Annotated in this window: 23 protein-coding genes, 1 tRNA gene, 4 pseudogenes and 1 other annotated feature; of the genes and pseudogenes, 18 read left to right on the top strand and 10 right to left on the bottom strand. The window is 52.2% G+C overall.

The genetic code is table 11. The annotated features are described in order from the left end of the window. Positions 1 to 51: 51 nt before the first annotated feature. The 10 genes from H2P46_RS02670 (at position 52) to ymcF (ending at position 6,064) form a co-directional block, all read left to right on the top strand. Positions 52 to 330 carry a transcriptional antitermination N peptide gene (locus tag H2P46_RS02670; RefSeq protein WP_193403670.1) on the top strand — a complete coding sequence of 93 codons (279 nt, stop codon included), beginning with the start codon at positions 52 to 54 and terminating at the stop codon, positions 328 to 330. A gap of 182 nt (positions 331 to 512) precedes the next feature. Next, positions 513 to 1,726, top strand: a protein-coding gene (locus H2P46_RS02665; RefSeq protein ID WP_420846526.1) for an IS3 family transposase whose coding sequence is annotated in 2 segments (ribosomal slippage) — positions 513 to 801 and positions 801 to 1,726 — 1,215 coding nt in all. Because the reading frame shifts where the segments join, the coding sequence is not laid out codon by codon here. Beyond that, positions 794 to 910, top strand: a sequence feature (AL1L pseudoknot). Its footprint overlaps the gene before it by 117 nt. Positions 1,727 to 1,845: 119 nt before the next feature. Beyond that, positions 1,846 to 2,313 carry a lysozyme family protein gene (locus H2P46_RS02660; RefSeq protein WP_193403668.1) on the top strand — a complete coding sequence of 156 codons (468 nt, stop codon included), beginning with the start codon at positions 1,846 to 1,848 and terminating at the stop codon, positions 2,311 to 2,313. Continuing rightward, positions 2,310 to 2,657, top strand: coding sequence for a DUF7940 domain-containing protein (locus tag H2P46_RS02655; protein WP_193403667.1), 348 nt, complete (start codon positions 2,310 to 2,312; stop codon positions 2,655 to 2,657). The genes H2P46_RS02660 and H2P46_RS02655 overlap by 4 nt, the downstream gene beginning before the upstream one ends. Beyond that, positions 2,654 to 2,947, top strand: coding sequence for a hypothetical protein (locus H2P46_RS02650; RefSeq protein ID WP_193403666.1), 294 nt, complete (start codon positions 2,654 to 2,656; stop codon positions 2,945 to 2,947). Before H2P46_RS02655 ends, H2P46_RS02650 begins: the two co-directional genes overlap by 4 nt. 4 nt (positions 2,948 to 2,951) lie before the next feature. After that, positions 2,952 to 3,104: a hypothetical protein gene (locus tag H2P46_RS02645; protein ID WP_193403665.1), complete on the top strand. Its 153-nt coding sequence runs from the start codon at positions 2,952 to 2,954 to the stop codon at positions 3,102 to 3,104. A 47-nt stretch (positions 3,105 to 3,151) separates the two neighbouring features. Continuing rightward, positions 3,152 to 4,900, top strand: a complete 1,749-nt coding sequence (locus H2P46_RS02640; RefSeq protein ID WP_193403664.1) for a glycosyl hydrolase family 28-related protein — start codon at positions 3,152 to 3,154, stop codon at positions 4,898 to 4,900. Positions 4,901 to 5,141: 241 nt separating this feature from the next. Continuing rightward, positions 5,142 to 5,217, top strand: a tRNA-Thr gene (locus H2P46_RS02635). A gap of 456 nt (positions 5,218 to 5,673) precedes the next feature. Next, positions 5,674 to 5,886 carry a transcription antiterminator/RNA stability regulator CspE gene (cspE, locus tag H2P46_RS02630; RefSeq protein WP_193403663.1) on the top strand — a complete coding sequence of 71 codons (213 nt, stop codon included), beginning with the start codon at positions 5,674 to 5,676 and terminating at the stop codon, positions 5,884 to 5,886. Continuing rightward, entirely contained in the window at positions 5,873 to 6,064 is a 192-nt protein-coding gene (ymcF, locus tag H2P46_RS22870) for a cold shock small protein YmcF (protein ID WP_238938915.1), read from the top strand. The genes cspE and ymcF overlap by 14 nt, the downstream gene beginning before the upstream one ends. Before the next feature lie 189 nt (positions 6,065 to 6,253). On the opposite strand, the gene H2P46_RS02625 is transcribed toward ymcF, so the two are convergent. Together H2P46_RS02625 and H2P46_RS02620 are read right to left on the bottom strand one after the other, a co-directional pair. Next, positions 6,254 to 7,834 carry a methyl-accepting chemotaxis protein gene (locus H2P46_RS02625; protein ID WP_193403662.1) on the bottom strand — a complete coding sequence of 527 codons (1,581 nt, stop codon included), beginning with the start codon at positions 7,832 to 7,834 and terminating at the stop codon, positions 6,254 to 6,256. 307 nt (positions 7,835 to 8,141) lie between these two features. Continuing rightward, positions 8,142 to 9,104: a chemotaxis protein gene (locus tag H2P46_RS02620; RefSeq protein WP_193403661.1), complete on the bottom strand. Its 963-nt coding sequence runs from the start codon at positions 9,102 to 9,104 to the stop codon at positions 8,142 to 8,144. A 166-nt stretch (positions 9,105 to 9,270) separates the two neighbouring features. Between H2P46_RS02620 and H2P46_RS02615 the strand changes: the two genes are divergently transcribed. Then, positions 9,271 to 9,666 (top strand): YgiW/YdeI family stress tolerance OB fold protein, encoded by a 396-nt coding sequence (locus H2P46_RS02615; protein WP_193403660.1) that lies wholly within the window; start codon positions 9,271 to 9,273, stop codon positions 9,664 to 9,666. A gap of 51 nt (positions 9,667 to 9,717) precedes the next feature. On the opposite strand, the pseudogene dbpA reads toward H2P46_RS02615, so the two are convergent. After that, positions 9,718 to 11,089: pseudogene (dbpA, locus tag H2P46_RS02610) on the bottom strand (ATP-dependent RNA helicase DbpA). A 411-nt stretch (positions 11,090 to 11,500) separates the two neighbouring features. Here dbpA and H2P46_RS02605 point away from each other — a divergent pair. From H2P46_RS02605 to H2P46_RS02585, 5 genes are all read left to right on the top strand, one after another. After that, positions 11,501 to 11,716: a hypothetical protein gene (locus tag H2P46_RS02605; RefSeq protein ID WP_193403659.1), complete on the top strand. Its 216-nt coding sequence runs from the start codon at positions 11,501 to 11,503 to the stop codon at positions 11,714 to 11,716. A gap of 387 nt (positions 11,717 to 12,103) precedes the next feature. Then, entirely contained in the window at positions 12,104 to 13,759 is a 1,656-nt protein-coding gene (gene lldP / locus H2P46_RS02600; RefSeq protein ID WP_193403658.1) for an L-lactate permease, read from the top strand. Further along, positions 13,756 to 14,544, top strand: a complete 789-nt coding sequence (gene lldR, locus H2P46_RS02595; RefSeq protein ID WP_193403657.1) for a transcriptional regulator LldR — start codon at positions 13,756 to 13,758, stop codon at positions 14,542 to 14,544. Before lldP ends, lldR begins: the two co-directional genes overlap by 4 nt. Further along, on the top strand, positions 14,541 to 15,725 hold the full coding sequence (lldD, locus tag H2P46_RS02590) for an FMN-dependent L-lactate dehydrogenase LldD (protein WP_193403656.1): 1,185 nt from the start codon (positions 14,541 to 14,543) through the stop codon (positions 15,723 to 15,725). Before lldR ends, lldD begins: the two co-directional genes overlap by 4 nt. Before the next feature lie 57 nt (positions 15,726 to 15,782). Next, complete coding sequence (locus H2P46_RS02585; protein WP_193403655.1) at positions 15,783 to 16,211, top strand: OsmC family protein; 429 nt, start codon at positions 15,783 to 15,785, stop codon at positions 16,209 to 16,211. A gap of 479 nt (positions 16,212 to 16,690) precedes the next feature. Here the strand turns inward: H2P46_RS02585 and H2P46_RS02580 are convergent. The 6 genes and pseudogenes from H2P46_RS02580 to H2P46_RS02560 form a co-directional block, all read right to left on the bottom strand. After that, positions 16,691 to 17,641 (bottom strand): annotated as a pseudogene (locus H2P46_RS02580) (oligopeptide/dipeptide ABC transporter ATP-binding protein). Then, a pseudogene (locus tag H2P46_RS02575) lies at positions 17,634 to 18,173 on the bottom strand (oligopeptide/dipeptide ABC transporter ATP-binding protein); the annotation flags it as partial. The pseudogenes H2P46_RS02580 and H2P46_RS02575, both read right to left, overlap by 8 nt. Then, positions 18,169 to 18,303, bottom strand: a pseudogene (locus tag H2P46_RS22865) (MurR/RpiR family transcriptional regulator); the annotation flags it as partial. The pseudogenes H2P46_RS02575 and H2P46_RS22865, both read right to left, overlap by 5 nt. Positions 18,304 to 18,862: 559 nt before the next feature. Next, entirely contained in the window at positions 18,863 to 19,093 is a 231-nt protein-coding gene (locus tag H2P46_RS02570) for a hypothetical protein (protein WP_193403653.1), read from the bottom strand. Between the two features lie 99 nt (positions 19,094 to 19,192). Continuing rightward, entirely contained in the window at positions 19,193 to 19,363 is a 171-nt protein-coding gene (locus H2P46_RS02565; RefSeq protein ID WP_193403652.1) for a hypothetical protein, read from the bottom strand. Positions 19,364 to 19,479: 116 nt separating this feature from the next. Continuing rightward, positions 19,480 to 20,130, bottom strand: coding sequence for a CPBP family intramembrane glutamic endopeptidase (locus tag H2P46_RS02560; protein WP_193403651.1), 651 nt, complete (start codon positions 20,128 to 20,130; stop codon positions 19,480 to 19,482). A 217-nt stretch (positions 20,131 to 20,347) separates the two neighbouring features. On the opposite strand from H2P46_RS02560, the gene H2P46_RS02555 reads away from it, so the two are divergent. Beyond that, complete coding sequence (locus H2P46_RS02555) at positions 20,348 to 22,951, top strand: bifunctional diguanylate cyclase/phosphodiesterase (protein ID WP_193403650.1); 2,604 nt, start codon at positions 20,348 to 20,350, stop codon at positions 22,949 to 22,951. 284 nt (positions 22,952 to 23,235) lie between these two features. Continuing rightward, complete coding sequence (locus H2P46_RS02550; RefSeq protein ID WP_193403649.1) at positions 23,236 to 23,532, top strand: I78 family peptidase inhibitor; 297 nt, start codon at positions 23,236 to 23,238, stop codon at positions 23,530 to 23,532. A gap of 317 nt (positions 23,533 to 23,849) precedes the next feature. Here H2P46_RS02550 and H2P46_RS02545 read toward each other — a convergent pair whose 3' ends face one another. Beyond that, positions 23,850 to 24,101, bottom strand: coding sequence for a biofilm development regulator YmgB/AriR family protein (locus H2P46_RS02545; RefSeq protein ID WP_193403937.1), 252 nt, complete (start codon positions 24,099 to 24,101; stop codon positions 23,850 to 23,852). Positions 24,102 to 24,378 lie beyond the last annotated feature (277 nt).

The raw sequence follows: 24,378 nt of genomic DNA, 5'->3' as shown, positions 1-24,378 counted from the left end.
AAAGCTCGCGCCTGCCACCCCATCGCCAAAGACTCATTCACAGGAGGAGTTATGGCGATTATCCACTATGGCAAAAGCGTTTTTACGGGCAACGCACGCACTCGTCGCCATCGGCGACGCCAGCCTCTCAGCCGTCTGAAGCAAAGTATCGATCAGGCACTGAACTACGAACCTGAAACTTTCCCCCTACGGCGCGCCGAGCAAATCTGTCAGCGTCAGGTTACCCCGCGCGTTGAGCGCGCAATCACCGCGCCGCGTTCACAAACCCAGGAAGCCTCTTCTTTCGATAATTGCTGCCTGCCACATGTCCATCTCTACGCCGTAAGCTGAGCAGCAAAAAGCGCGTCTTTTTAACGCCAGCTTTTCAGTTATTTTTCCAGTTTTTTCTGGATGCAACTTTTCGGCTCACTCTTCAGTTCTGTTGCAGCTTCAGCCATATCGATGACTGCACTTAGCCTTGAACCGCCCCGGGAATCCTGGAGACTAAACTCCCTGAGAGAGAGGTAAACAGGATGACTAAAAATACACGTTTTTCCCCCGAGATACGGCAGCGCGCCGTCCGCATGGTTCTGGAATGCCAGGACGGATATGACTCACAGTGGGCAGCCCTGAGTTCCATCGCCCCTAAAATCGGCTGCACGCCGGAGACCCTGCGTATCTGGCTGCGTCAGTATGAACGTGATGCCGGTGGCGGTGATGGTGGTCTCTCCACCACGGAGCGCCAGCGCCTGAAAGAGCGGGAGCGTGAGAACCGCGAGCGGCGGCGCAGCAATGATATCCTGCGGCAGGCCTCAGCTTATTTTGCGAAGGCGGAGTTCGACCGCCTCTGGAAAAAATAGCCCTCCTGGTGGATACCCTGAGCGATGAATACGGGGTCGGACCGGTATGCCATGAGCTGGATATCGCCCCGTCGTCATACTACCGCTACCGTGAATATCAGCTGCATCCTGACAGACGTAGCCATCGCGACCAGCGTGATGAGAAACTGAAGCAGGAGATACAGCGCGTGTACGACGAAAACTACGGCGTCTATGGTGTTCGCAAGGTCTGGCGCCAGCTGCTACGGGAGGGCTTCAGCGTGGCCCGATGCACCATCGCGAGGCTGATGAAGTCCATGGGCCTAACCGGCGTACTGCGAGGTAAAAAGGTGCGAACCACCGTCAGCCGTAAGACCCCTGCCGCGCATGACCGGGTGAACCGTCAGTTCGTGGCTGAACGCCCTGACCAGCTGTGGGTGGCAGACTTCACGTACGCCAGCACCTGGCAGGGCTTCGCATACGTAGCGTTCATTATCGACGTGTTCGCCGGTCGCATCGTGGGCTGGCGGGTGTCATCGTCGATGGAGACGACGTTCGTGCTGGATGCGCTGGAGCAGGCGCTGTGGGCCCGTCGGCCATCAGGAACCATCCATCACAGCGACAAAGGTTCACAGTACGTGTCGCTGGCCTACACACAGCGGTTGCAGGAGGCGGAGCTTCTGGCTTCAACGGGAAGCACGGGTGACTCTTATGATAACGCGATGGCCGAAAGCATCAACGGCCTGTACAAAGCGGAGGTGATACACAGGCAAAGCTGGAAAAACCGCGGCGAAGTGGAGCTGGCGACGCTGGCGTGGGTGGACTGGTACAACAATCGCCGGCTGCTGGAAAGGCTGGGGCATATCCCACCGGCAGAAGCCGAACGGGCATATTATGCTTCCATCGGGAATAAGGATCTGGCAGCCTGAGTTCCCAACTAAAATACTCTCCCGGAAAACCGGGGCGGTTCACCTGGTACTGATCAGTGAGCGTTATGTATTTATTTCCACAGAGCCTGAATTGTCTGTGCCGTCATTGAGGAATTTTTATGAGTCAGATTATTGCAATGCTGAATTTTGAAGAAGGTTACGTTGATACGCCTTATCTGGACACGCTCGGCTATCCCACCGTGGCGGGTGGCATCCGCATCGGACCAAAAGGTGCCTCACTCAGCAACTATGTTTTTCGCGTTCCGCGTCGCGTTGGCGATGTCTGGAAGCAATGCATCCTGGAAAGCAAGCTCCAGGAGATGCAGGCGCGAGAGCCTATCAGCCATGCCTTAACCAGGTGCAATGACGCGCGCACAGACGTGTTGCTGAGCATGGCTTATCAGTTGGGCGTGGAAGGAGTCGGACAGTTTAAAAATATGCTCAGCGCTATTACTGAGGAGAACTTTCCGGAGGCGGCTAATGCCATGCTGACCAGCCTGTGGGCGCGTCAAACGCCAGGGCGCGCCCGTCGCCATGCTGAAGTGATGCGTACCGGTACTTACGACGTATACAGGGGGCTGCTATGAAATGGCTATTTTTCCTGACCGCTGTACTGACGGCGATCATCATCGTATTGATTTTACAAAGATTTACCACGCTTCAGTTTGTCTCTCATGCGCGTCTGCTATTCAGAACATGGTCAGTCTGGCTGGCTTCGCTCGGTTCAATACTCAGTGCATGGGTGCAATCCTTCCCTTCGTCTGCGCTGGAGGCGTGGAATACCTTGCCAGAGGACGTTAAATCCATTTTGCCCCACAACTACCTTGGTCTGGTCGGCGCTTTTATGGTGGCGATGGGGGTCATTGCCCAATTTGTCCGGCAAAAAAATCTACTGAATGTGAAACAGCAGGCAGAGGAGGGGAAATCATGACATTTCTTTCCACGCTGCTGGGTGGCGGTTGGCACTGGCTGGCGGCGTTGGGTGCCGTTATCGCCGCATTAGGCGCTAGTTACTTTGGCGGCAAAAAGATCGGCAAGGTGCAGCAGCAAGCTAAAGCCGATGTCGACAGCGCGCATAAAGAAGCCGGGCGCGCAGCGGATATTGCCCATCAACAACAGCAGAATCGCGAGGAGGCTAAACGTGTGGAAGCTGACAACAGTAACCTTGATGACGCTGCTGCTCGCGATAAGTTGCAGCAGTCGAAATACAACCAGCCCTAAACCGGTGGCGATCACCGATTCTGCCTGCGTATTTTTTTCCCCGATTTACACCCACGGCAACGATGCTCAGAACATGGATATTCGTACCGTGCGCGCCATTAATACCCACAACGACATGTGGGATTCCCTGTGCGGCCACTCGGCCAAATCGAAGTAATCCGCTGATAAACAGCGGCATATCAAAGCCATCCTGAGGAGGATACTATGATCGAAGTGAACTCATTTGCAGAACTACGTACCACGGCTCCCACCAAATCCGGCGATATTGCGAGTCTTAAACGTTACTACGATAAAGATTCCAGTTTCCGGGGCGGCGGCGATTTTGTCGGTTTTACCGGCACCACTACCCTGAAAGATGACGGCGGTATTGTTGCCGTGGGTAGCGGATTCTACTGGAAGCGGATTATCAACGATCCTACGGAAGTGAATATCCTGCACTTTGGTGCCAAAGGCGATGGTACGACCAATGATACCGACGCTTTTAACCGTATGTTGACCTGGACGACAAGCTACAACACTAACGTGAAAGATCTGCCGATCCGTTTTCCTGGCGGTAAGTTTCTGATCTCACCTGTCGATCTCAGCGCCTCAGAGATTCCCTTCTTCGGCCTGTTAGGGGATGACCTGGAGCTGGGTTCACTGCCGCGTACCACCATCATATCGGATAAAAGTGCCAGCCCGGTGTTCAAAGTAAAGGCGCGACGTACCGCGATCAAAGGCATTCTCTGGAATGGTCAGGCCAGCGCCGACGTAACCACCAATACCGGCACCATTACCGCCGAGATGTGCAGCAACGTACAGCCCTTCTTCGAAAACACCTGTATAGAAGGGGAAACCGTGAATATCAGCTGTTTCCGTGCACAAAGTACCGGCGGCACGGTCATCAAAATTCTCGATACGCTCGACAGCAAATTCGATCAGATCTATACGCTAAACACCTATTCACGTGTTTTCGATGTCGGCTGGTCAAACTCGCCAAACAGCGTCTGGGATCACTCAACCGCCATTGAGTTGTGTAACGCTAACTTCCAGACCGGTTATGGCGATGCCACGCTGTATATGCCGCGTGTCACCCAGGGTGTGCTGCGCAATGTATGGATTGAGCATACGCGTAACCCAGGTGATTTATCAGATGGCGGCTGGACAGTGGATACCTTAAACATTGAGGATTGTGGCTCTGCGTTCAACCTCAATAATGCGCGTGTTTTGATGCGCCATATTAATCTGCAATTCGGTGCAAAAATCAGTAATGATTTGGTCGCGGGTAAATGGTTATCGACCTTTGAATATGGCTATCGCCGTGATGAAAACTATGGCAGCTATCTGACCGGTTCGCTGCGAGCAGGGTACTTTAGCGGTTATAAAGTGACCAACAATACCGCTACTGATAACTGGTATCGTCTGGGACAGCTCTTCTTCCCAAACGCGAACCAACAATGGGTGATCGAATTAATTGGTAAAGCTGACGCGACAACTCCTTCAGATACTGCCGGTTCGCCGGTGAATCTGACCGGGACAGGTAAAACGTGGATCAATTTGCAACGGCTGGAAACGGTATGGGCAGACGCTTGCCACATGGGACAGCCAGCGGTACAGGATATTCGCTATAGCCGCGTTGGCACCACCTATGCGGTAGTGTGGGTGAAGCTGAAGGCCAACAGTGGCGACACCATGTTTAATCTGAAGAATACCGGACCGACGCGCTTCGATACCGGCTCGTGTTCGCTATTCCAGTCCGATATGTCAGTTGTCACTGACACCACCAAGATGGGAACGCTGAAACCGGCGGCACGTTTTGGCTTACATAATGGGTTGGCGGGAATAGGCGCCAATGAGAAAGGTGTGCTTACGCTCGCGACGACCGCAGGGACACCGACAAATAAAACCACGCCAACGGGTTTCGTGTTGGTCAATATCAACGGAGTAGATCGCAAGGTCGCTTACTACGATTGATGACTGGCACGTTTTGGGCGAGGCAATAGCCTCGCCTTTTTTGTTTGTGGGGTGGATACCTATCGTCAGGCATGGATAAAGTCGGTAATAACACCTGAAAAGGCGCTTTATATTTTTATATTGATGAAGGTTTAAACAATGCGTCCGGTAAGTGCTGATAAAACCAGCATACGATTCCGGCAAGCCTTGACTCGTTTTCTGATTTTTTCTAACGTACTGCCCCGCAGTATCCCGCCTCAAAGCCGGTATAGCTCAGTTGGTAGAGCAGTGCATTCGTAATGCGAAGGTCGGAGGTTCGACTCCTCTTACCGGCACCACTCAAAACCGCATTTTCCCTTTAAATAAAATAGCTATTGGCAGGCTGTCACGCTTAGTACGCAAAGGCGCTGATGACACGATTTTTTATCTAACGGAAGGGAGGATGAACGGTTTATCAGGAAAATCGTTTAATTATAATTTTCTGATTTTATTCCGTTTTTATTCTGAAAAAAATGAGATTGTCGGGTTTTCAACGGCGTTAATCCTTTTAGCTTTCCGCGTTTCTTCTTACTTAATGCATTTAATCTGAGAAAGAGCTTGCATCACTTCGCGGATTATGAGCTAATGCATCGTCGGTTTGATTAACAGACACTATCAAAGTAAGCATCCAAAGCAGTTCTCATCCCTAAGTTTGTCGTGAGACATCCCTTCTTTTTGAGTCTTCTCTTACGTTCTGATTAAAATCTGTTCTCGGGCCATTTATGCCGGAAGGCTCAAATATTAAGGAATTAAACATGTCTAACAAAATCCGCGGCACCGTAAAATGGTTTAACGCAGAGAAAGGTTTCGGTTTCATCTCTCCACAGGATGGCAGCAAAGACGTATTCGTCCATTTCTCTGCAATCCAGGGTACTGATTTCCGTTCACTGGATGAAGGTCAGCAAGTTGAGTTTACAGTAGAAAACGGCGCGAAAGGCCCGTCTGCTGCGAACGTTGTTGGTCTCTAAGGATTACAAAATTACTCGTTTTAAATGTCCACACTGTAATGGCTCACAGTACCGCACATCACATTATGATGTGACGAGAGCCAACCCGCTTGGAGCGAAATGCATTTTCTGCAAATCTGTCGTTGTACAAATCAACACGACAAGGACTGCACATCAGAGCCCGTCACGCGTGTTCTGATAAAGGCTAAGTGAGCTTTATAGCGTTGTTGCATTAACGATAATTTAAAGGGCTGCCAGTGGGCGGCCTTTTTAGTTTTCAGCGCGTTGATGTTCTACCCTGCGGCATTCATTGCTCAGGTAGCAAGCGTCCAGACAGACGCTAAAAAAGCGTTAAATCTCCCGGCAGGTTTGCCCACCGGGAAAGTATTTAAGCGTAGCTGGATGGATTCACTGACATCTGGCCGACGTTGAACACGCTCATCGCCTGCGCCATACGTTCAGCCTGATCCTGCAAAGCCTGTGACGCGGCGGAAGCTTCCTGCACCAGCGCTGCGTTTTGCTGCGTCACCGCTTCCATCTGGGTAATCGCCAGATTAATCTCGCTGATGCCGCTACTCTGCTCGCTGCTGGCGATAGTGATTTCACTCATAATATTCGCCACGCTCTTCACGCTGTTAACCACTTCGCTAATCGTCGATCCGGCATGGGTCACCAGTTTGTTGCCTTCATCAACTTTCGCTACTGAGTCTTCAATCAGTACTTTGATCTCTTTAGCGGCGGAAGCGGAACGCTGTGCCAGATTACGTACTTCGGTCGCAACCACGGCAAAACCGCGTCCTTGCTCGCCAGCGCGAGCGGCTTCCACGGCAGCGTTAAGCGACAGAATATTGGTCTGAAAAGCAATGGAGTCGATCACGCTGATAATATCGACAATCTTTTTCGATGACAGCGCGATCGCCTCCATTTTCTCGATCACCTGTTCCATCACTTCACCGCCTTCACGCGCCACGCTTGAGGTAGAGGCAACCAGCTGGTTAGCTTCACGTGCATTACTGGCGTTATGTTTCACCGTGGCCGTCATTTGATCCATCGCTGAGGCAGTTTCTTCCAGCGAGCTGGCCTGCTGCTCGGTACGTGATGAAAGATCGAGATTACCACTGGATATTTGGTTAGAGGCTACGGCGATAGTGTCAGAGCCTGTGCGCACCTCGGTGACGATAGACAGCAGGTTATCATTCATGCGCTGCAATGCCTGCATCAGTATGCCTGTTTCATCACGCGTCGTTACCTGAATTTTCGAGCGGAGGTCGCCAGCTGCTACGCTTTCTGCCACCTTAACGGCTGCATTTAGTGGCCGCACGATTGAGCGTGTGAGGAAATAACCGAGCAGGATGGAAGCGACAATGGCGAGCGCGGAGAAGATAAGCGTAATGGTAATGGCGGAGGTGCCATCGTCGACGATTCCTTGTCCTTCAGCACGCAGTTGTGAATCTTGTGAATTGGCGAATCTTACGGCGTCGTCAAGAAACTGATTCTGTGTCGGCGTCATGGTTTTTAGCGCGTAGGTGCTGGCTGCGTCAAAATCATTGGCCTGCACCAGGGCAATTAATTCACTTTTCACCTTTTCAAAGGCTTCGCCGGATGCAAGCAGGCCCGCAATCTTCTTCTTGCCGATTGCTGTCACCTGAATATCAGCAATTTTTTTCATTGCCGTGTTGGTGCGTTGCGTGGCTTCTTCCAGCTGACCATAGCGCTTAGCGTTAGCGCCCGGACGATTGGTGTCAATCACTATGCCGCGCAGGTATTTGATCTGATCATTAACACCATCGCGTACGTCAAATGCCAGACGCACTTTCACATAACGATCATCAACGATCGAAGAGATGCCGCTTTTAATACTGTTAATTTTGGTTATGGATGTCACACCAATCACAATTAGCAGTGCGACCACAATACCGAAGGCGGCAGCGAGCCGGAAACCCACCTTCATATTTTTAATTCTGAACAAATCTCTCTCCCCGTTTTTATAAAAATAGCGTTATTTCGATAGCTAATATTCACCGCGAATCTGCTTACCGTTGTCATTGCATAAGAGGCTGCGTGTACACGTGAAATGGTGATCCAGCGCACGCAGTTATCGGAAGTTTCCACGCTAACTTTAACTTTTTAATGAAATTCAAAGGGAAGCAGAGAGTGAAGTCGTGACAAAGCAGATCGTCATGATAGTGATGACCTGCATGCGGGGATAACAGCGAGTTAAATCAGAGGTTCAGCAGCAGCTCAGCATTCAGCCCAGCTCAGCATAGGGCTGCCGGTTAACGTGCCGCTTCCAGCACGTTAAAAATCAACTCAGAGAGTTCATTCAGCTCAAATTTGGCCACGTAACCATCTGCGCCGACTTTACGCACGTGATCCTCATTAGCGCTGCCGGACAGGGAAGAGTGAATCACCACCGGAACAGATTTGAGAATGTCGTCGCGCTTGATATTGCGCGTCAGGGTAAAACCGTCCATTTCTGGCATTTCGAGATCGGTGAGCACCAGCGCAATTTTGTTATGGATCGATTCGCCCGCTGTCTGTGCCTCCTGGCTCATCTGTTTAATCTTTTCCCATGCCTCTAAACCGGTATTGAACATCAAGGCAGGAATGCCCATGCTTTTCAGACCTTGTTCCAGCAGCTGACGCGCCACCCTGGAGTCCTCAGCCACAATCGCCACGGCGCCCGGCTGATAGTTAAACGCACGCGGCCTGGTCGCTTCTGGCTCGACACCGCGCACTGAGGGAATGATGTCATACAGGATCTGTTTAACATCCAGTACCATTGCCAGATTATTGTTTTGCCTGTCATTATCCAGGCAGGCAATGCTGGTGATATTGCGCCCGCCAATACCGGCCTCGGCGGTATGCACCTGGCTCCAGTCGAGGCGCACAATGTTTTCCACCGATTCCACCGCAAACGCCTGCGTATTTCGCGCATATTCCGTTACCAGTAACAGATTCAGGCCGGTTTCCGGCACGCAACCCGCGACCGCAGGTAGATCAATAACGGGAATAAACTGATCGCGAATATTCGCCATGCCAAGTAGCGGCGATTTCATGCCGGCCGCTTTGGTTATGGCTGGCATCGGCACAATCTCACGCAGCTTAAACACATTAATGCCGAACAGTTCTGACCGGCCTTTCTGTTTATCGGAACCTAAGCGAAACAGCAGTAGCTCAAATTTATTTGATAACGCAAGGTTCGCTCTCTCATCTATCTCTTTCTGAAAATTATCCATTATTGCCTCTGCAGCGGCGCAGGTGATGAATAGGGTGTGACAAGGTTATCGGCCATAAAGCGAAAAAGGTGAGAGTAAAGAAGGCGAAATAAACCGCGTCCCGATTATTGTGCCAGGCTTAATCCTGCTAAGGCGAAATGGATACTTCTGAATAAAGGAGCGCGTAATGAAGAAAATCATTTTAACCACGCTGTTAGTGATGTTGAGTACCGGCGTTTACGCTGAGAAGAAGGGGGGCTTTGAAGGCGGTGAAGCGCCGCAACCGCAATCAAAGCAGGATGCGGGCTATAAAGGTTCGGAAGATACCGGACAAACGCATATTAATCAGATACGCGATTTCCGGCCGGGCGGTTACGTCACGCTTGAAGGCTATATTGTGAAAAAAGAGCAGGGCGATAATTATCTGTTCCGTGACAGTACCGGCAATATCACCATTATCGCGCCGGAAAAAGCCTTTAAAGGAAAAACCTATCAGGCAGACGATCAGGTTCGCGTCAGCGGAAAGGTACAGGGCAAAGGCGAGAAAACGCAGCTGCACGTTACGCAAATTACTGAACCCTAAGCACTTCCGGGCGCGGTTATGCCTCGCCCGTCTTTCCAACCTCTGCCTGCCTCAGTCTTTCAGCAAAATGGCGCGGCAGGTTTTGCCTTTGATTTTTCCCTGCCTGAGCTTTACCAGGGCCGATTTTGCCTGGGCGGCTTCAATGGCGACATAAGCATGGTTAGGTGCCAGATCGATTTTACCAATCTGATCGGCGCGATAACCCGCCTCGCCGGTTAGTGCGCCCAGAATATCGCCTGGACGAATTTTGGCTTTGCGACCGCCATCAATGCACAACGTCATCATGGCTGCGGGTAGCGCTTTACTGCTGCCTTTTGGCGGCAATCCAGGGCAGCGGTTGTTGTAAAAAGTCTTCCAGCGCATGCGCCCGGACCATTTCATCGGCCGCCACGAAACTGACTGCAGCTCCTTCTTCACCGGCACGAGCGGTGCGTCCAATGCGGTGCAAATGCACTTCCGGGTCCCATGCCAGCTGATAATTTACTACCAGCGCCAGCGATTTAATATCGAGGCCACGCGCTGCCACATCGGTTGCTACCAGCACGCGGCCGCTACCGTTGGCGAAACGGATTAATACGCGTTCGCGATCGCGTTGTTCTAAATCGCCATGCAGTGCCAGCGCGCTAATGTCACGATCGTTCAGCGCCGCGGCAACCTCATCGCATTCGCGTTTGGTGTTACAGAACACGACGCAGGATGATGGCTGACGCTCGCTCAGTAACGCAATCAGTAGTGGCAGCTTTTCGTGGTTGCTGGCCTCAATAAACTGCTGTTCGATGTCTGGCAGCTCGCTGACTTCTTCCGTTACCACACTTAAGGCGTCGCGTTGAAAACGCGTGCTGATGGCAGCAATGCCTTCCGGCCAGGTCGCCGAGAACAGCAGCGTCTGGCGCGCTGCCGGCGTGGCTTCGATAATCGTTTCCATATCATCCCGGAAACCCATCTCCAGCATACGATCCGCTTCGTCCAGTACCAGGGTGCGCAGGTTATTGAGCTTTAAATTTTCGCGCTTGATATGATCAAGAATACGCCCCGGCGTGCCAACCACGATGTGGGGCGCGTGGCTTAAAGAATCACGCTGGGCGCTGATGGGCTGACCACCGCACAGCGTCAGAATTTTGATGTTGCGCGTGAAGCGCGCCAGCTGGCGCAGCACATTGCTGACCTGATCCGCCAGTTCTCGCGTTGGGCATAAAATGAGCGCCTGGGTCTGAAACTGTGCGCTGTCAATAGCGTGCAACAACCCAATGCCAAAGGCTGCGGTTTTTCCGCTACCGGTTTTCGCCTGCGCACGCACGTCACGCCCCTGTAAAATGGCGGGTAGCGTGGCAGCCTGAACCGGCGTCATGCTGGTGTAGCCCATCTCGCGCAGGTTACTGAGTTGGCTGTCGGGAAGGGAATTGAGGGTAGAAAAAGCAGTCACGGCGCGGCCTCTGAGGCTAAAAATAGGGCATTATTGCGCGCGCAAGTCTGGCAGAAAGTGCGTTCGACGGCAACGGCAACCTTGAAGGTTAACAATATGAATATGTCCGCCTGGCGGGCATTAGGAATCACCTGAAGTTTACCTGTTATGGTTGGTTTCTTTTAATCAGTTAAGGGCGAAGGGGTAATAAAGTGCTGCCTTAAAAAAAGAGCAAGGCCAGAAATAACTTTATAATTATCCGTTTTTTAAAATTATTTTTTAATTAAATCAGATGAATCTGTTTTATTTGCTCCAGTAATACAATTAATCATTAAAAAATACATCCTACCTTGCCGATAAAAATCTTAAGCTAATTGCTTTATATTTAGCGCGCCATATTCCTGTCACAACGACCGTTAGAGGATTTGTTCATTGAGTAGTATCCAGGGACCACATGAAGATGTGCTTAAAATAGTGGGCCGCGCCGTGTTGACGTTGCACGTTCATGGGGAGAGCTTGTCGGCTGACAAAGTTGCTTCGATGATCGGCTGTTATGCGGAAGATGAACCCTGTGATCAGGAAGATCGTCGTTTATATGCGTTGGCAATGGAATTGATGTCAAAAGCGAGCCTGATAAAAAGCGTGTAACACTGCTACGGGTCAGCCTTCTCAAGGCCTCCTTCGGGAGGCTTTGTTCTTATCTGGCCTACTAAAGATCACAATACCGCTATACAGGCAACGGGCAGGGTGCGATGGCAGTATTGCTGAACCTGCTCATATGCCACTCTCTTTTAGGCTGCTACCAGCAACGAATCGATAAATTTGGTCCTACCAAACGGGCCGAAAAATTTTCCTGCTTCACAGAACAGGAAAATTCATAGCATTAATATTGCCTGAACTTAACAAACCATTAACTATCTGTTGCCAGTACGCTTCAAACCCTTTTTTTGGTCTGACCAAAACAGGCTTGTAAACGTTGCGGGCGCGCTGACATGGCTGCGCACGCCTGTTTACCGTTCCTCTGGAGATAACAGCATGCAGGTTTGGCAACAAAACTATGATCCGCTCGGCAATATTTGGTTGTCCAGCCTGATCGCATTGATCCCTATTATTTTTTTCTTCTTCGCCCTGATAAAGCTAAAACTGAAAGGCTATGTGGCGGCAACGGCTACGGTAGTGCTGGCGTTGCTGGTGGCGTTATTGCTTTATCGTATGCCAACCGGACAGGCTTTAGCCTCGGTGGGTTACGGCTTCTTATACGGTTTATGGCCAATTGCATGGATCATCATCGCCGCCGTATTTGTGTACAAAATCTCGGTAAAAACCGGGCAGTTTGACATTATTCGCGCTTCAATTTTGTCGATTATGCCCGATCAGCGTTTACAAATGCTGATTGTGGGCTTCTCGTTTGGTGCCTTCCTTGAAGGCGCCGCGGGCTTTGGTGCGCCGGTTGCAATTACTGCTGCGCTGCTGGTTGGGCTTGGTTTTAATCCATTGTACGCGGCTGGTTTATGCTTGATTGTGAATACCGCGCCAGTGGCGTTTGGAGCGATGGGCATCCCGATCATTGTTGCGGGGCAGATCACCGGCCTGGACAGTTTCGAGATCGGCCAAATGGCCGGTCGCCAGTTGCCGCTGCTGACGATCATCGTGCTGTTCTGGATCATGGCGATCATGGATGGCTGGCGCGGCATCAAAGAAACCTGGCCGGCGGTGCTGGTAGCAGGCGGCTCCTTTGCGATTGCACAGTTTCTCAGCGCTAACTTTCTCGGCCCGGAACTGCCAGACATCATCTCTTCGCTCACCTCACTGGTGTGTTTAACCCTGTTTTTGCGTCGCTGGAAGCCGGTTCGTATTTTCCGCTTCAATGATGTGGGGGCGTCAGTGGTCGATCAGGATCTGACGCGCAAAAAATACCGTACCGGGCAGGTGATCCGCGCCTGGATGCCGTTCCTGTTTCTCACTGCCACCGTAACCCTGTGGAGCATTCCACCCTTCAAAGCTCTGTTTGCTAAGGAGGGACCGCTGGCTGACTGGGTATTTAGCGTGCCGGTGCCGCTGCTGAATGATCTGGTAGCGCGTATGCCGCCGGTGGTTAACAGCGCCACGCCTTATCCGGCTATCTTTAAGTTTGATATTGTCTCTGCGACCGGCACGGCAATTTTGCTGGCCGCAATCATGGCGATGGTGTTCTTACGCATGAAGCCGAAAGCAGCGCTACAGACGTTTGGTGAAACGCTGAAAGAGCTGGCGTTACCGATTTACTCAATTGGCATGGTGCTGGCCTTCGCTTTTATCTCCAATTATTCCGGCTTGTCGGCGACGCTGGCTTTAGCGCTGGCGCATACTGGTGACGCCTTTACGTTCTTCTCACCGTTTCTTGGCTGGCTGGGCGTGTTTCTTACCGGTTCGGACACGTCATCTAACGCGCTGTTTGCCGCGTTACAGGCAACAACGGCACAACAGATTGGCGTCCCGGATGTGCTACTGGTCGCGGCGAATACCACGGGCGGCGTTACCGGTAAGATGATTTCGCCACAATCGATCGCCATTGCCTGCGCGGCGGTGGGATTAGTCGGTAAAGAGTCCGATTTATTCCGCTTTACGGTTAAGCACAGCCTGATATTCACCTGTATGGTGGGCGTGATCACCACGCTGCAGGCTTACGTTTTTTCCTGGATGGTTCCATGACACAACCTGTCCCACCCCTGGCGGAACATCTGGTGGTACGCCTGAAGTCATATATCCGTGAACATCAGCTGGAGCCGGGTATGCGTTTGCCTGCCGAGCGCCAGTTATCTGCCGAACTTGGCGTCTCGCGCTCATCGCTGCGCGAGGCAATTCAACAGCTGATCAGCAATGGCATGCTGATCAGTCGGCGCGGCGGGGGTACCTGGTTACGACAGCAGCCTGCCCCATGGTCGGAACAGCGGATTGTAGAGCCGATTCGGCAACTGCTGAGGGACGATCCCGATTACCGCTATGACATTCTTGAAGCGCGTCACGCCATTGAAGCCAGCACGGCTTGGCACGCCGCATTGCGTGCCACTGAATCCGACAAAGAGAAGCTGCAATATGCTTTTGACGCCACGCTCAAAATGAAACAGAGCGACGATCCCGATCTCGCCGCCCAGGCCGATCTACGCTTTCATCTCGCCATCGCCGAAGCCTCGCATAACGTGGTGTTGCTGCAAACCATGCGCGGCTTGTTTGATTTGCTGCAATCGTCCGTGATGCAGAGCCGCCTCCGTATGTATACCCAGCCGGTAATTTTTGCCCGCATCACCGAACAGCATCGGGTAATGCTGGATGCTGTTCTCGCGGGGGATGCCGAAGGGGCGCGTCAGGCTGCTATGCAGCATCTCGGCTTTATTCACACCACCATGAAAAATCTGCATGAAGATGAAGCGCGTCAGGCGCGTATTACCCGCTTGCCGGGCAATGAATCACGCAACCGTAAGGAAAACGACTCATGATTATCTCTGCTGCCAGCGATTACCGCGCCGCTGCGCAACGCATTCTGCCGCCATTTTTGTTCCATTATGCCGACGGGGGGGCTTACGCCGAGCACACCCTGCGTCACAATGTGGACGATCTGGCCGGTGTCGCGCTGCGCCAGCGTATTTTAAAAAACATGTCGGATCTCAGCCTTGAAACGAAGCTGTTTAACGAAACGCTTTCCATGCCGGTCGCGCTGGCACCGGTCGGTTTGTGCGGCATGTATGCGCGGCGTGGTGAAGTACAGGCGGCGCGTGCGGCAGCGCTGAAAGGCATTCCGTTTACTTTATCGACCGTTTCCGTATGTCCGATTGAAGAAGTTGCGCCAGCAATTAATCGTCCGATGTGGTTCCAGCTCTACGTGCTACGCGATCGTGGTTTTATGCGTAATGCGCTGGAGCGTGCCAAAGCAGCAGGCTGCTCAACGCTGGTATTTACGGTGGATATGCCTACGCCTGGCGCGCGTTACCGTGATGCGCATTCCGGGATGAGCGGCAAAAACGGCGTGCTGCGCCGCTATTTACAGGCAATAACGCATCCGCAATGGGCGCTGGACGTTGGCTTACAGGGGCGACCACACGATCTCGGTAATATTTCTGCCTACCTTGGCAAGCCGACCGGGCTGGAAGATTACATCGGCTGGCTGGCGAGCAACTTTGATCCCTCCATTTCATGGAAAGACCTGGAGTGGATCCGCGAATTCTGGGATGGCCCGATGGTTATAAAAGGCATACTTGATCCAGAAGATGCACGTGATGCGGTACGCTTCGGCGCAGACGGCATTGTGGTTTCCAACCACGGCGGACGTCAGCTGGATGGTGTGCTTTCTTCGGCGCGCGCACTGCCTGCTATCGCTGATGCGGTGAAGGGCGACCTCACTATTCTGGCGGACAGCGGCATCCGCAACGGATTAGATGTGGTGCGCATGATTGCGCTGGGTGCCGATACGGTGCTGCTGGGGCGAGCCTTTATCTATGCGTTAGCGACGCATGGCCAGCGCGGCGTGGAAAATCTGCTCAACTTAATTGAGAAAGAGATGCGTGTCGCAATGACGTTAACCGGTGCCAAATCAATCAGTGAAATCAGCCGGGATTCGCTGGTGCAGGCTAATGCGCTGCTTAGCGAGGCAGCTCCTGTGCAACCACGCGCGGTGAGCTGACGCGCGAAAACAAATGTGTTGTCTATACTTACCTTCTTTACCAACAGGAGGAACGACATGACCATTCATAAGAAAGGATCGGCGCACTGGGAAGGCGATATTAAGGGAAAAGGCAACGTAAGCACTGAAAGCGGCGTACTGAACCAGCAACCTTATGGCTTTAACACCCGCTTTGAAGGGGAAAAGGGCACCAATCCGGAAGAGTTGATTGGTGCAGCGCATGCAGCCTGTTTCTCAATGGCGTTATCGCTGATGCTGGGCGAGGCGGGCCATCCCCCGAAAAGCATTGACACGACGGCGGATGTTTCTCTGGATAAAAAAGGCGAAGGCTTTGCCATTACGAAGGTGGCTTTAACCAGCACCATCGAACTGCCTGGCATTGATAAAGCGAAATTCGATGAAATTATCAATAAAGCGAAAGCAGGCTGCCCGGTTTCACAGGTATTGAATGCTGAAATTACGCTTGATTATACGTTGAATAACTAAGCGTGCAGCACAGACCGCCTTTTTGGTGGTTTGAGTATTATGCCAGGACAGCACGGTTCTGCTATGAACTGCACCAGATGCGCCTCAGGGCGCATCTTCGCTTTCTGGCCTGAGCAGGTATAAATGGGGCAGGGTATGGCGTTGTGAAACTGGTTAACAGTCAAGTCTGAGGCGCGTGGTCAGTATTCAACTACAGAGTGCTGAGATAAGTGCCTCCTACGACAGGCGGCCCACTTTACGGCTTTAACAGGCACGCCTGGCGCGGTCATGGTACAGCGTATCCCGGCACTGCCTGCGCTTGTCTCTGAAGCGGGGCTGGCTTCACGTTCGGTAACCGTGTCCCGCCAGAGGCCGTTGCCAGGCGGTTACAGCCCCTACCACACCGCTTCCGTACGATAATGTTTATAATCTGCTGTTCCTGAAGGTTCTTTATCTGGCAGTAATGTACTGCCATACATTTTTAACCACTTCTGAAAGGTTTATAGCTGTGTAAGATTTTCAGCTTTCCAGCACCTGACCGCAGTACCGTTCCCCAGTAGCCGCAGCGACTGAGGATTGCCGCAGGCAGCCGTTGCATAAGGGCAGCGTTCCCGGAAATAACAGCCCTCTGGCAGCTTCCGGTTCCCTGGCAATTCGGTATTACTGGGCGCGCCATCCAGTGCAGCACCAATCCGCGGTACTGATTCCATCAGGAGACGGGTATAAGGATGGCCGGGAGCGTCAAGGACCTGTTTCGCTTCGCCAACTTCGACAATCTGGCCGAGGTACATCACCGCCACGCGAACGCTCATATGGCGAACGACGGACACGTTATGTGAAATAAGAACATAGGTAAGGTTCTGCTGTTGCTGCAAATCGACCAGCAGATTCAGGATCTACGCCTGGACCGAAATATCCAGCGCTGAAGTTGGCTCGTCCAGAACCATAATGTCAGGCTGTGCCGAAAGAGCGCGTGCAATGGCAATACGCTGGCGCTGACCACCTGAAAAAGCATGCGGAGGTCTGTCGAGATATTCAGGACGAATGCCGACTTTCGCAGCCAGAGAGTCGGCGAGCTTACGCCGCTCTTTTTCGCCAGAACGCGACTGAATCCATACCGGCTCTGTGATGGTTCTCCAGACGGGCAGGCGGGGATCAAGGGAAGAGAGGGGATCCTGAAAAACCATTTGCATGCTGCGCCCAGACCACGAGCCGGGAGAGGTTGTTAGTTCGAAACGGCCCGAGGTGGGTTTGAGCATGCCCATAAGAAGTTTTGCCAGCGTACTTTTACCGCATCCTGATTCGCCCACAATTCCCAGGGGCTCGCCCCGCTGAACAACCATGTCCAGTCCGTTCAGCGCATGAACGCGCTCGGTGACCTTTCCCCGCCAGTTGGTTTTTGCAGGAAAATTTACGTGAACGTCGTTTAGTTCAGGCAGAGCTTCAGACATGGGCATTCTCCTGCTGTGAGTACCAACAGGCTACCTGCTGCTCTAAAGCGCCTGAAGGCCGTAACTGAGGGGGTTTGCCACAGGCTTCACCGGCTGCAAAGCAGCGTTCACGGAAGGCGCAGCCTGATGGCAGTTTTGCCAGATTAGGCACGGTACCCGGAATGGAAGCCAGTTCCTCGCGAGGTTCGCGCGCATCTGGCGAACACGCCAGCAGTCCCACAGAATAAGGATGAAAAGGTTTCGTCAGCACGCCACGGGTAAGACCGCTTTCAATGACCAAGCCGGCATACATTACGTACAGCCTGTCACAGACCTGTGACACGACGGCCATATCGTGGCTGATAAAGAGTACGGCTGTTCCGGTTGAAACCGCTTTTTGCTTCAGCAATCGGAGTATCTGCCGCTGCACCGTCACGTCCAGGGCCGTGGTTGGTTCATCCGCAATAAGCAAATCCGGATCACAGGAGAAAGCCAGCGCAATCATGACACGCTGACGCATACCGCCAGACAATTCGAAAGGATACCTGCGCAATGCTGTCAGCCGTTTCAAAAGGGATCTGCCCCCTGTTACTCAACAGCCAGGAACTGATCCGCTTTTCGCTGGGCGTCTGATGACTGTAAGCCGCCTTAATCGCTTTGAAGAATTTCGTATTTGCGTTCATTTTGGCTTCAATGTTATTTGGTTGTCATTGCGTGAATGTCTGACATAAAACTAACAAAGCACGATGTATGCCATTTTTAGAAAATCATTAGTTTTCTTTTTAATTCAACAAAATAAGAATATTTAAGGCTTAGGCGGAGAAAAGCGTGCAGGCGACAGAGTGCCATGCTGGCGCAACACTAATGGCATTCTCATCACAACTGTGCAACTTCTGCATCAGGGAAATTTGATATACGTCCGGATTTTCACTATTGCGCAGGCGGAAGAACAGCGGCCTGCGCCGCTGTTCTTTCATTCAAATAAAGACAGGGAGATAGTTTTTAACTGCATCAATAAAATGGAGCGCGGCAGTAGGTAACAGCCTGTTTTTACGGGCAAGAAGGCAGAACTCGGGGGCGGGCAGAGCCACATCTTCAATGCGCCGCAGGCATGATGCTGAGCATAAAACATGCATACAAATTCGGGGCGCGATCAATGCCCCGGTTTTATTGGGGGTTCTCTAGTTAATAAGGATACCGGAGGAGCTTAGGAAGTGTCATGGTGAACGGGGCTAAAACCCTTCAGACGTATTCACCTTCGTGCCGTTTAGTACGTATATCGCTGCGGGCAATGCGATACGCCTTGCCCGGATCGCCCGCCACAAATTCGAATGTCGGCGAGTAATAAAACGGCAGCCAGCCGCCGTAGCCGCTCTCCCACTCCCAGCGAACGGGACACGGCCACAGAATGCCATCATACAAAATGTAATAAACCCAGCGTCCGCTGGGACGACGGGGGCGTGATTTTTTCATGGGATTCACAACGGTAATAGTGAACAACAGCTTATATTTTGTACGCTAAAGCGCCACCTTGCAATGTTGTAGACAGGCTTTCTTATTGCTGGCCCTACTCTAGCGATGCACTTCACCACACAGCAGTACCACGTTTGGTCGCACTTTGTGGATGCGATCTGCCATCTGTTCACAGACAACTTTTGTGGGATAAATCCGTTCCGATACCGGCAACGCATCACAGGCATCATGACCGCAGGCGCTCACTAACAACACAAATCCTATCAACATGGCTCGACTCCTTTACACGGTCTGGTGGCTCGGACTGTGATGTTTTTTATCCTTTTTAGTGATCCAGTATAGACAAACGTGTCGGCACAGCATTATCAGCCTGAGCGGTAAAGAACTTAACCCGAGAAATACCAGGCAGGCAGCAGCGCGATAAGATTGTTTAACGTATGCAGAAAAATGGGGAGTGCCAGGCTGTTGCTGCGCAGACGAGCGTAGCAGAGCAGTAGAGAAAACAGCGTCAGTGCGATAAGGGTTTCCCAGTGCACATATTGCGTATGCATTATCGCGAACAGTAGCGACGTTAATAACATACAGGCGAACCGGCTACGAGGCGCCCACAGTAAGAACGCCTGTAACAAAAAGCCGCGAAACAGTACCTCTTCAAAGACCGGCGCCAGCAGTACTGCTGTCAGCAGCAATATCAACAGCGAATGTCGCCCTTGCTGCGCTTGCTCAACCAGCCAGCCCTCCGGCTGCAGAAATTGCGTTTGTGCCGCCATCAAAACAAACAGCGCAATAATAAACAGCAGCGTCTGTAACGGTCGCAACTCACCGAGAGGCAGGTCGGCACGACGCTGGCAGTAGAAACGATAGAGCGGATAGATCACCGCGAATTCGAACAGGCAAAGCACCGGCACTAATAAACCGTCATTACGCAACACACCGTAGTTAGGAAACAGCGTAATCAGCATAGTAATGAGGTAATAGACCACAAAGCTGCCGGCGTAAAACAGCGTCAGCGTCACTCTGTCGGAATTGATGTTCATAAGCGGCCCAGCCAGCGAAGGTTAGCGCATAGTAGCAATGCGCCTGATCGCTGTCGAGTCACCGGGAGAGACAATATTTGCGCGTTATTTACCTGATCAGGCTAAACCGCCAGCACACTGAGCCGATAACTGAGGGAATGTTTTCGGGCAAGGCAGCATACATTGTCAGCACGATGAAACCCGAGCCGAATTTTTCGCTTTGTTGTGAGCTTTCTTAATGACTTTTGTACCCCAGGAACCACCGCTGCGCCCTTTTATAAACGGAACTGAAGATCGTACCGTCCGCTTTACACGGCGCAGCCTGCGCACTCTTACGCTGCTGCTATTCAGCGTATTAATACTTTCCGTGCTCATGGTGCTGACTATCGCCAGTCGGCAAAACCAGTTGTCGATTGAGCATGATCAGATATTGATGATGCAAGCCTGGGAAGGGCGTAAAGAGGCGATGATCACCGACGTCCGTGATTATGCCTTTTGGGGAGAAGCCTGGCGTAATTTGCATATTACGGTGAACAAAACCTGGGCTTACGATGAAGAAAACATCGGGCCGGGCCTGTATGAGGAATATCACTACGAAGGGGTCTTTGTGGTTGATGGCAGCGGCCACACCACGTATTCAGTGATTAATGGCAAGCTCAGTGATACGAAGCTGGAGGCCTGGCTGGGGGAAAGCAGCCTGTCGCTGATTGCCAAAGCACGCACGTTAAATAATGGCACCGTGGCGCGCAACGCGCTGGTGGATCATCAGCCTGCGATTGTGGTGGCTGCGCCAATCAGTACGGGTAAAGTGTCGGGCCTGGCGAAAAAAGCGGGTCCGCCATCGGTGCTGGTTTTTGTCAATCTGTTTACGCCGGCCAAGCTGGAAGCCCTGGGCGCGGCGCTCGGTGTAAGCGGTCCGCGCTTTGCCCAAAACGAAGTGGATGCCAAAATGATCCCGCGTTTGGTGGAAGACGTGCCGGGAGGCGAGCCGCTGGTGTTGCGCTGGACGGCAAAGTTGCCGGGAATGGAATTGATTTGGTTTCTGCTGCCACTGCTGCTGGTGATGGGAATCATCATCGCGTGGATTACACGTCGCGTCAGCCGCCACGCGCTGCACAACGCGATTTTATCCGATCGCCGCTTCGCCATGCTGGCGGTGAGCCAGCAAGAGCTGGCAAACAGCGAGGCGCGCTTTCGCGACCTTGCTGAAGCCGCTTCAGACTGGATTTGGGAAACCGATGAAGAGGGGCGGCTGATTTATTTGTCGTCGCGTTTCTTCGTGGTGACGGGGCATGAAATTCCCTTCTGGCTGGGCCGCCATATTGATCATCTGCTGACTCATCCCAGCTATTCTTTAGTGACCTGGCTGATGCGTCAGGAGTCTGAGCCGCAGCAAATACCGCTACGCTGTCAGTTTATGTCTGCTCAGGGCGATCGGCGCATTGGTCAGCTGGTAGCAAAAACCGTCTGGTATAACAGCAAGCGCATTGGCTTTCGCGGCACGGTATTGGATATTACCCAGAGTATGGAAGCGGAAGCGCGTATTCAATTTCTGTCACGTCACGATGTCTTAACCGGCCTGCCAAACCGTATCCAACTGCAGGAATTCCTCACCCGTCACCTTGAGCAATACAATCAGGATATGCCGCTGACTGTTATCAGCCTCGACCTTGATCAGTTCAAACCGATCAATGAAACCTGGGGGCATGCGGCGGGAGATTTAGTGCTGAATCAGATGGCGCAGCGCCTCAAAAATTGGGTTGGCCCACATGAGCTGGCCGCCAGGCTTGGCGGTGATGAGTTTGTGCTGATCCTGCGGGAAGGCGATCGAGAAAAAGTCAACGAACGCTGTGCCCAGCTGCTGCATGATGTTCAACAGCCGATCACTACGGGCCAGCATGTGCATTATCTTACCGCCAGCATGGGAGTTGCCTGTGCGCCGCAGGATGCGTCCCATTCCGAAACGCTGCTGCGTATGTCCGATATGGCACTCAATGAAGCGCGTGTGTCCGGGCGCAATCAGTGGATTTGGTATGCCAATGAAATGGCCAGCCAGCGCGAAAGCAAACGCGAGATGGCGCGTCGGATTGAGCGAGCCCTCAAAAATGAGGAGTTTCGTTTGTACTACCAGCCACGGTATCAGCTGCTGAGTGGACAGCTAGCGGGGGCAGAAGCGCTGATCCGCTGGCAAACCTCGCTGGATCAGTGGATCACGCCGGACCGCTTTATCCCGCAGGCAGAAGAAAACGGTCTAGTCGCGGCGATCAGTGACTGGGTGTTAAAACGCGCGTGTGAAGATGCGCTGGCATGGGGCGGCGATCGCTACGTTTCGGTCAATATCTCACCGGTCGAGTTTCGTAGCACCGATTTAGTGCAGCGCATTGCTAACGTGCTGGAAGTCAGCGGATTACCGGCGTCGCGGCTGGAGCTGGAGATCACTGAAAACGTTACGTTCGAACACCCGAAGCAGGCGCTGGAAGTCATGCAGGGTTTGCGCGCATTGGGGGTGCGTTTAACGGTAGATGATTTCGGCACCGGTTACGCGGCGCTCGGCTACCTTAAAACCTTTCCGTTTAATGGCCTGAAGATTGATCGCTCATGGATGAAGGATTTCCCGGAATCACAGCAGGCGCAATCGGTGGTGGCAGGCATTATTGCGTTGGCGCGTGCATTCGCCCTGACCATTACCGCTGAAGGGATTGAGACAGAAGCACAGCTGAACCAGCTTAAAAAGCTTTCATGCGAAGAAGGGCAAGGATATTTCCTTGGCCGCCCAATGCCACTCGCGGCGTTCAGTATGCTTCTGGAGAGGACGACGCTAAATCATCAGGATCAGGCTTAACGTACTTTCACAGCAACAAACGTCATTAAAGCGGCGAAGCCAATAAAGATTGCAAGTTCCATAATCATTACCCCAGAAAAAACTTAAGTAATTTTAGCGCTCGACAGGTGTTTTTTTAGACGGCAAGTGCGATTTGTCTGAAAAATTGTGATCCCGACCGCTTTTTATTTCTGCCGGTTCTCTTTTTTCGCCCAATACGGCAGGTTGACAATCAAAGGTTTGGTATGCGGACACGCTTTGCTACTCTTTGGCTCAGGGTTAACACGTCCAAGAGGAGATCAAACGTGAATCATTATGGAAAGGCGCTGGTTGTGATGGGATTCTTTGCCTTAACCGCGTGTCAGTCAGCCAGCAACCCCAAAACCGCTGCGGTGCCTCAGGATCCAGAAAGCGATCGCTGTGGCGCTTCGCAGTACCAAAATTACGTAGGTAAGCCGTTATCTTCGTTAAGCAGCCAACGCTTCGATCATCCGGTTCGCGCCATTCCGTGGAATTCAGCGGTAACGATGGACTTTAATCTTAACCGGCTGAACTTTATGGCAGACAAGAGCGGCAACATCAATCGGGTTTATTGCGGCTAATACGGAATAGGTCGGGTATTGTCATACGGTTGTCATGGAGGCAGGCGAGGATAGTTCCGCTGCCCGAACGCATTCGAATTGCAGAAAACCGGCAAGCTGTTAAGCCCAGTGAGCATAGAAAACGCGGCGATCGGGGTGAAAATACGCTGCCCGTCAACTGGCAATTTGAAGTATGCGCGCGCAGCCCAGGATTTTCTCGTCACTTTCAATATGCAATGCTCGTCTTGTTTCTTCCCGCCACGGCGGGAATTTTTTTAGCCGGCTTTTAGGCCAGTAAAAAGGAATTGACGTGCCGAACATTAAATATTGCTGATTAATTACTTTTGTGGCTGTGTTTCAAGTAACTTCGCCAGCAGGGCACGGTAGTTTTGCAGATGTTTCTCATCACCTTCAAATTCCAGCTTGTCGATCACGCGCGCAATAATCGCTTTATTGGTAGCCGGTTGTCCCGCTGCCATTAATTCACGCAGGATGGCTGCCAGCAGAGCGGATTCCGGCGGGACATTCCAGTCTGGGCTGTTGAAATAGTCGGTGATAGCACGGCTGGCGCTGTTTGGTTGCACTCTCATCATCCACCTCCGCTAAGACAACGACGAACCCATTACGCTGCGGCGCAACAGGCAATAACGCTGGGTTAAGTCATGCGTTCTCTCTGTCCGGGCAGTGGACTGCACCCTGCCTGAGAACCTTGCGCTGACCAGAATAGTCTGCGTACCGCACGTGACGGACGGTTTTTTAAACATAGAACTATCAGAGATAATTGTCAGTAACAGGCTGAAATATTTTTTCATGTGATCGATTCTCTGCCAATAATCAGAAAAGCGAACGATTGTTTTTGCACATAAT

It is taken from the genome of Mixta mediterraneensis, from assembly GCF_014946725.1.
Taxonomy (GTDB): Bacteria; Pseudomonadota; Gammaproteobacteria; order Enterobacterales; family Enterobacteriaceae; genus Pantoea; species Pantoea mediterraneensis.
The sequence above is the reverse complement of the archived record's forward strand: the minus strand, read 5'-3'. Positions and strand labels throughout refer to the sequence as shown.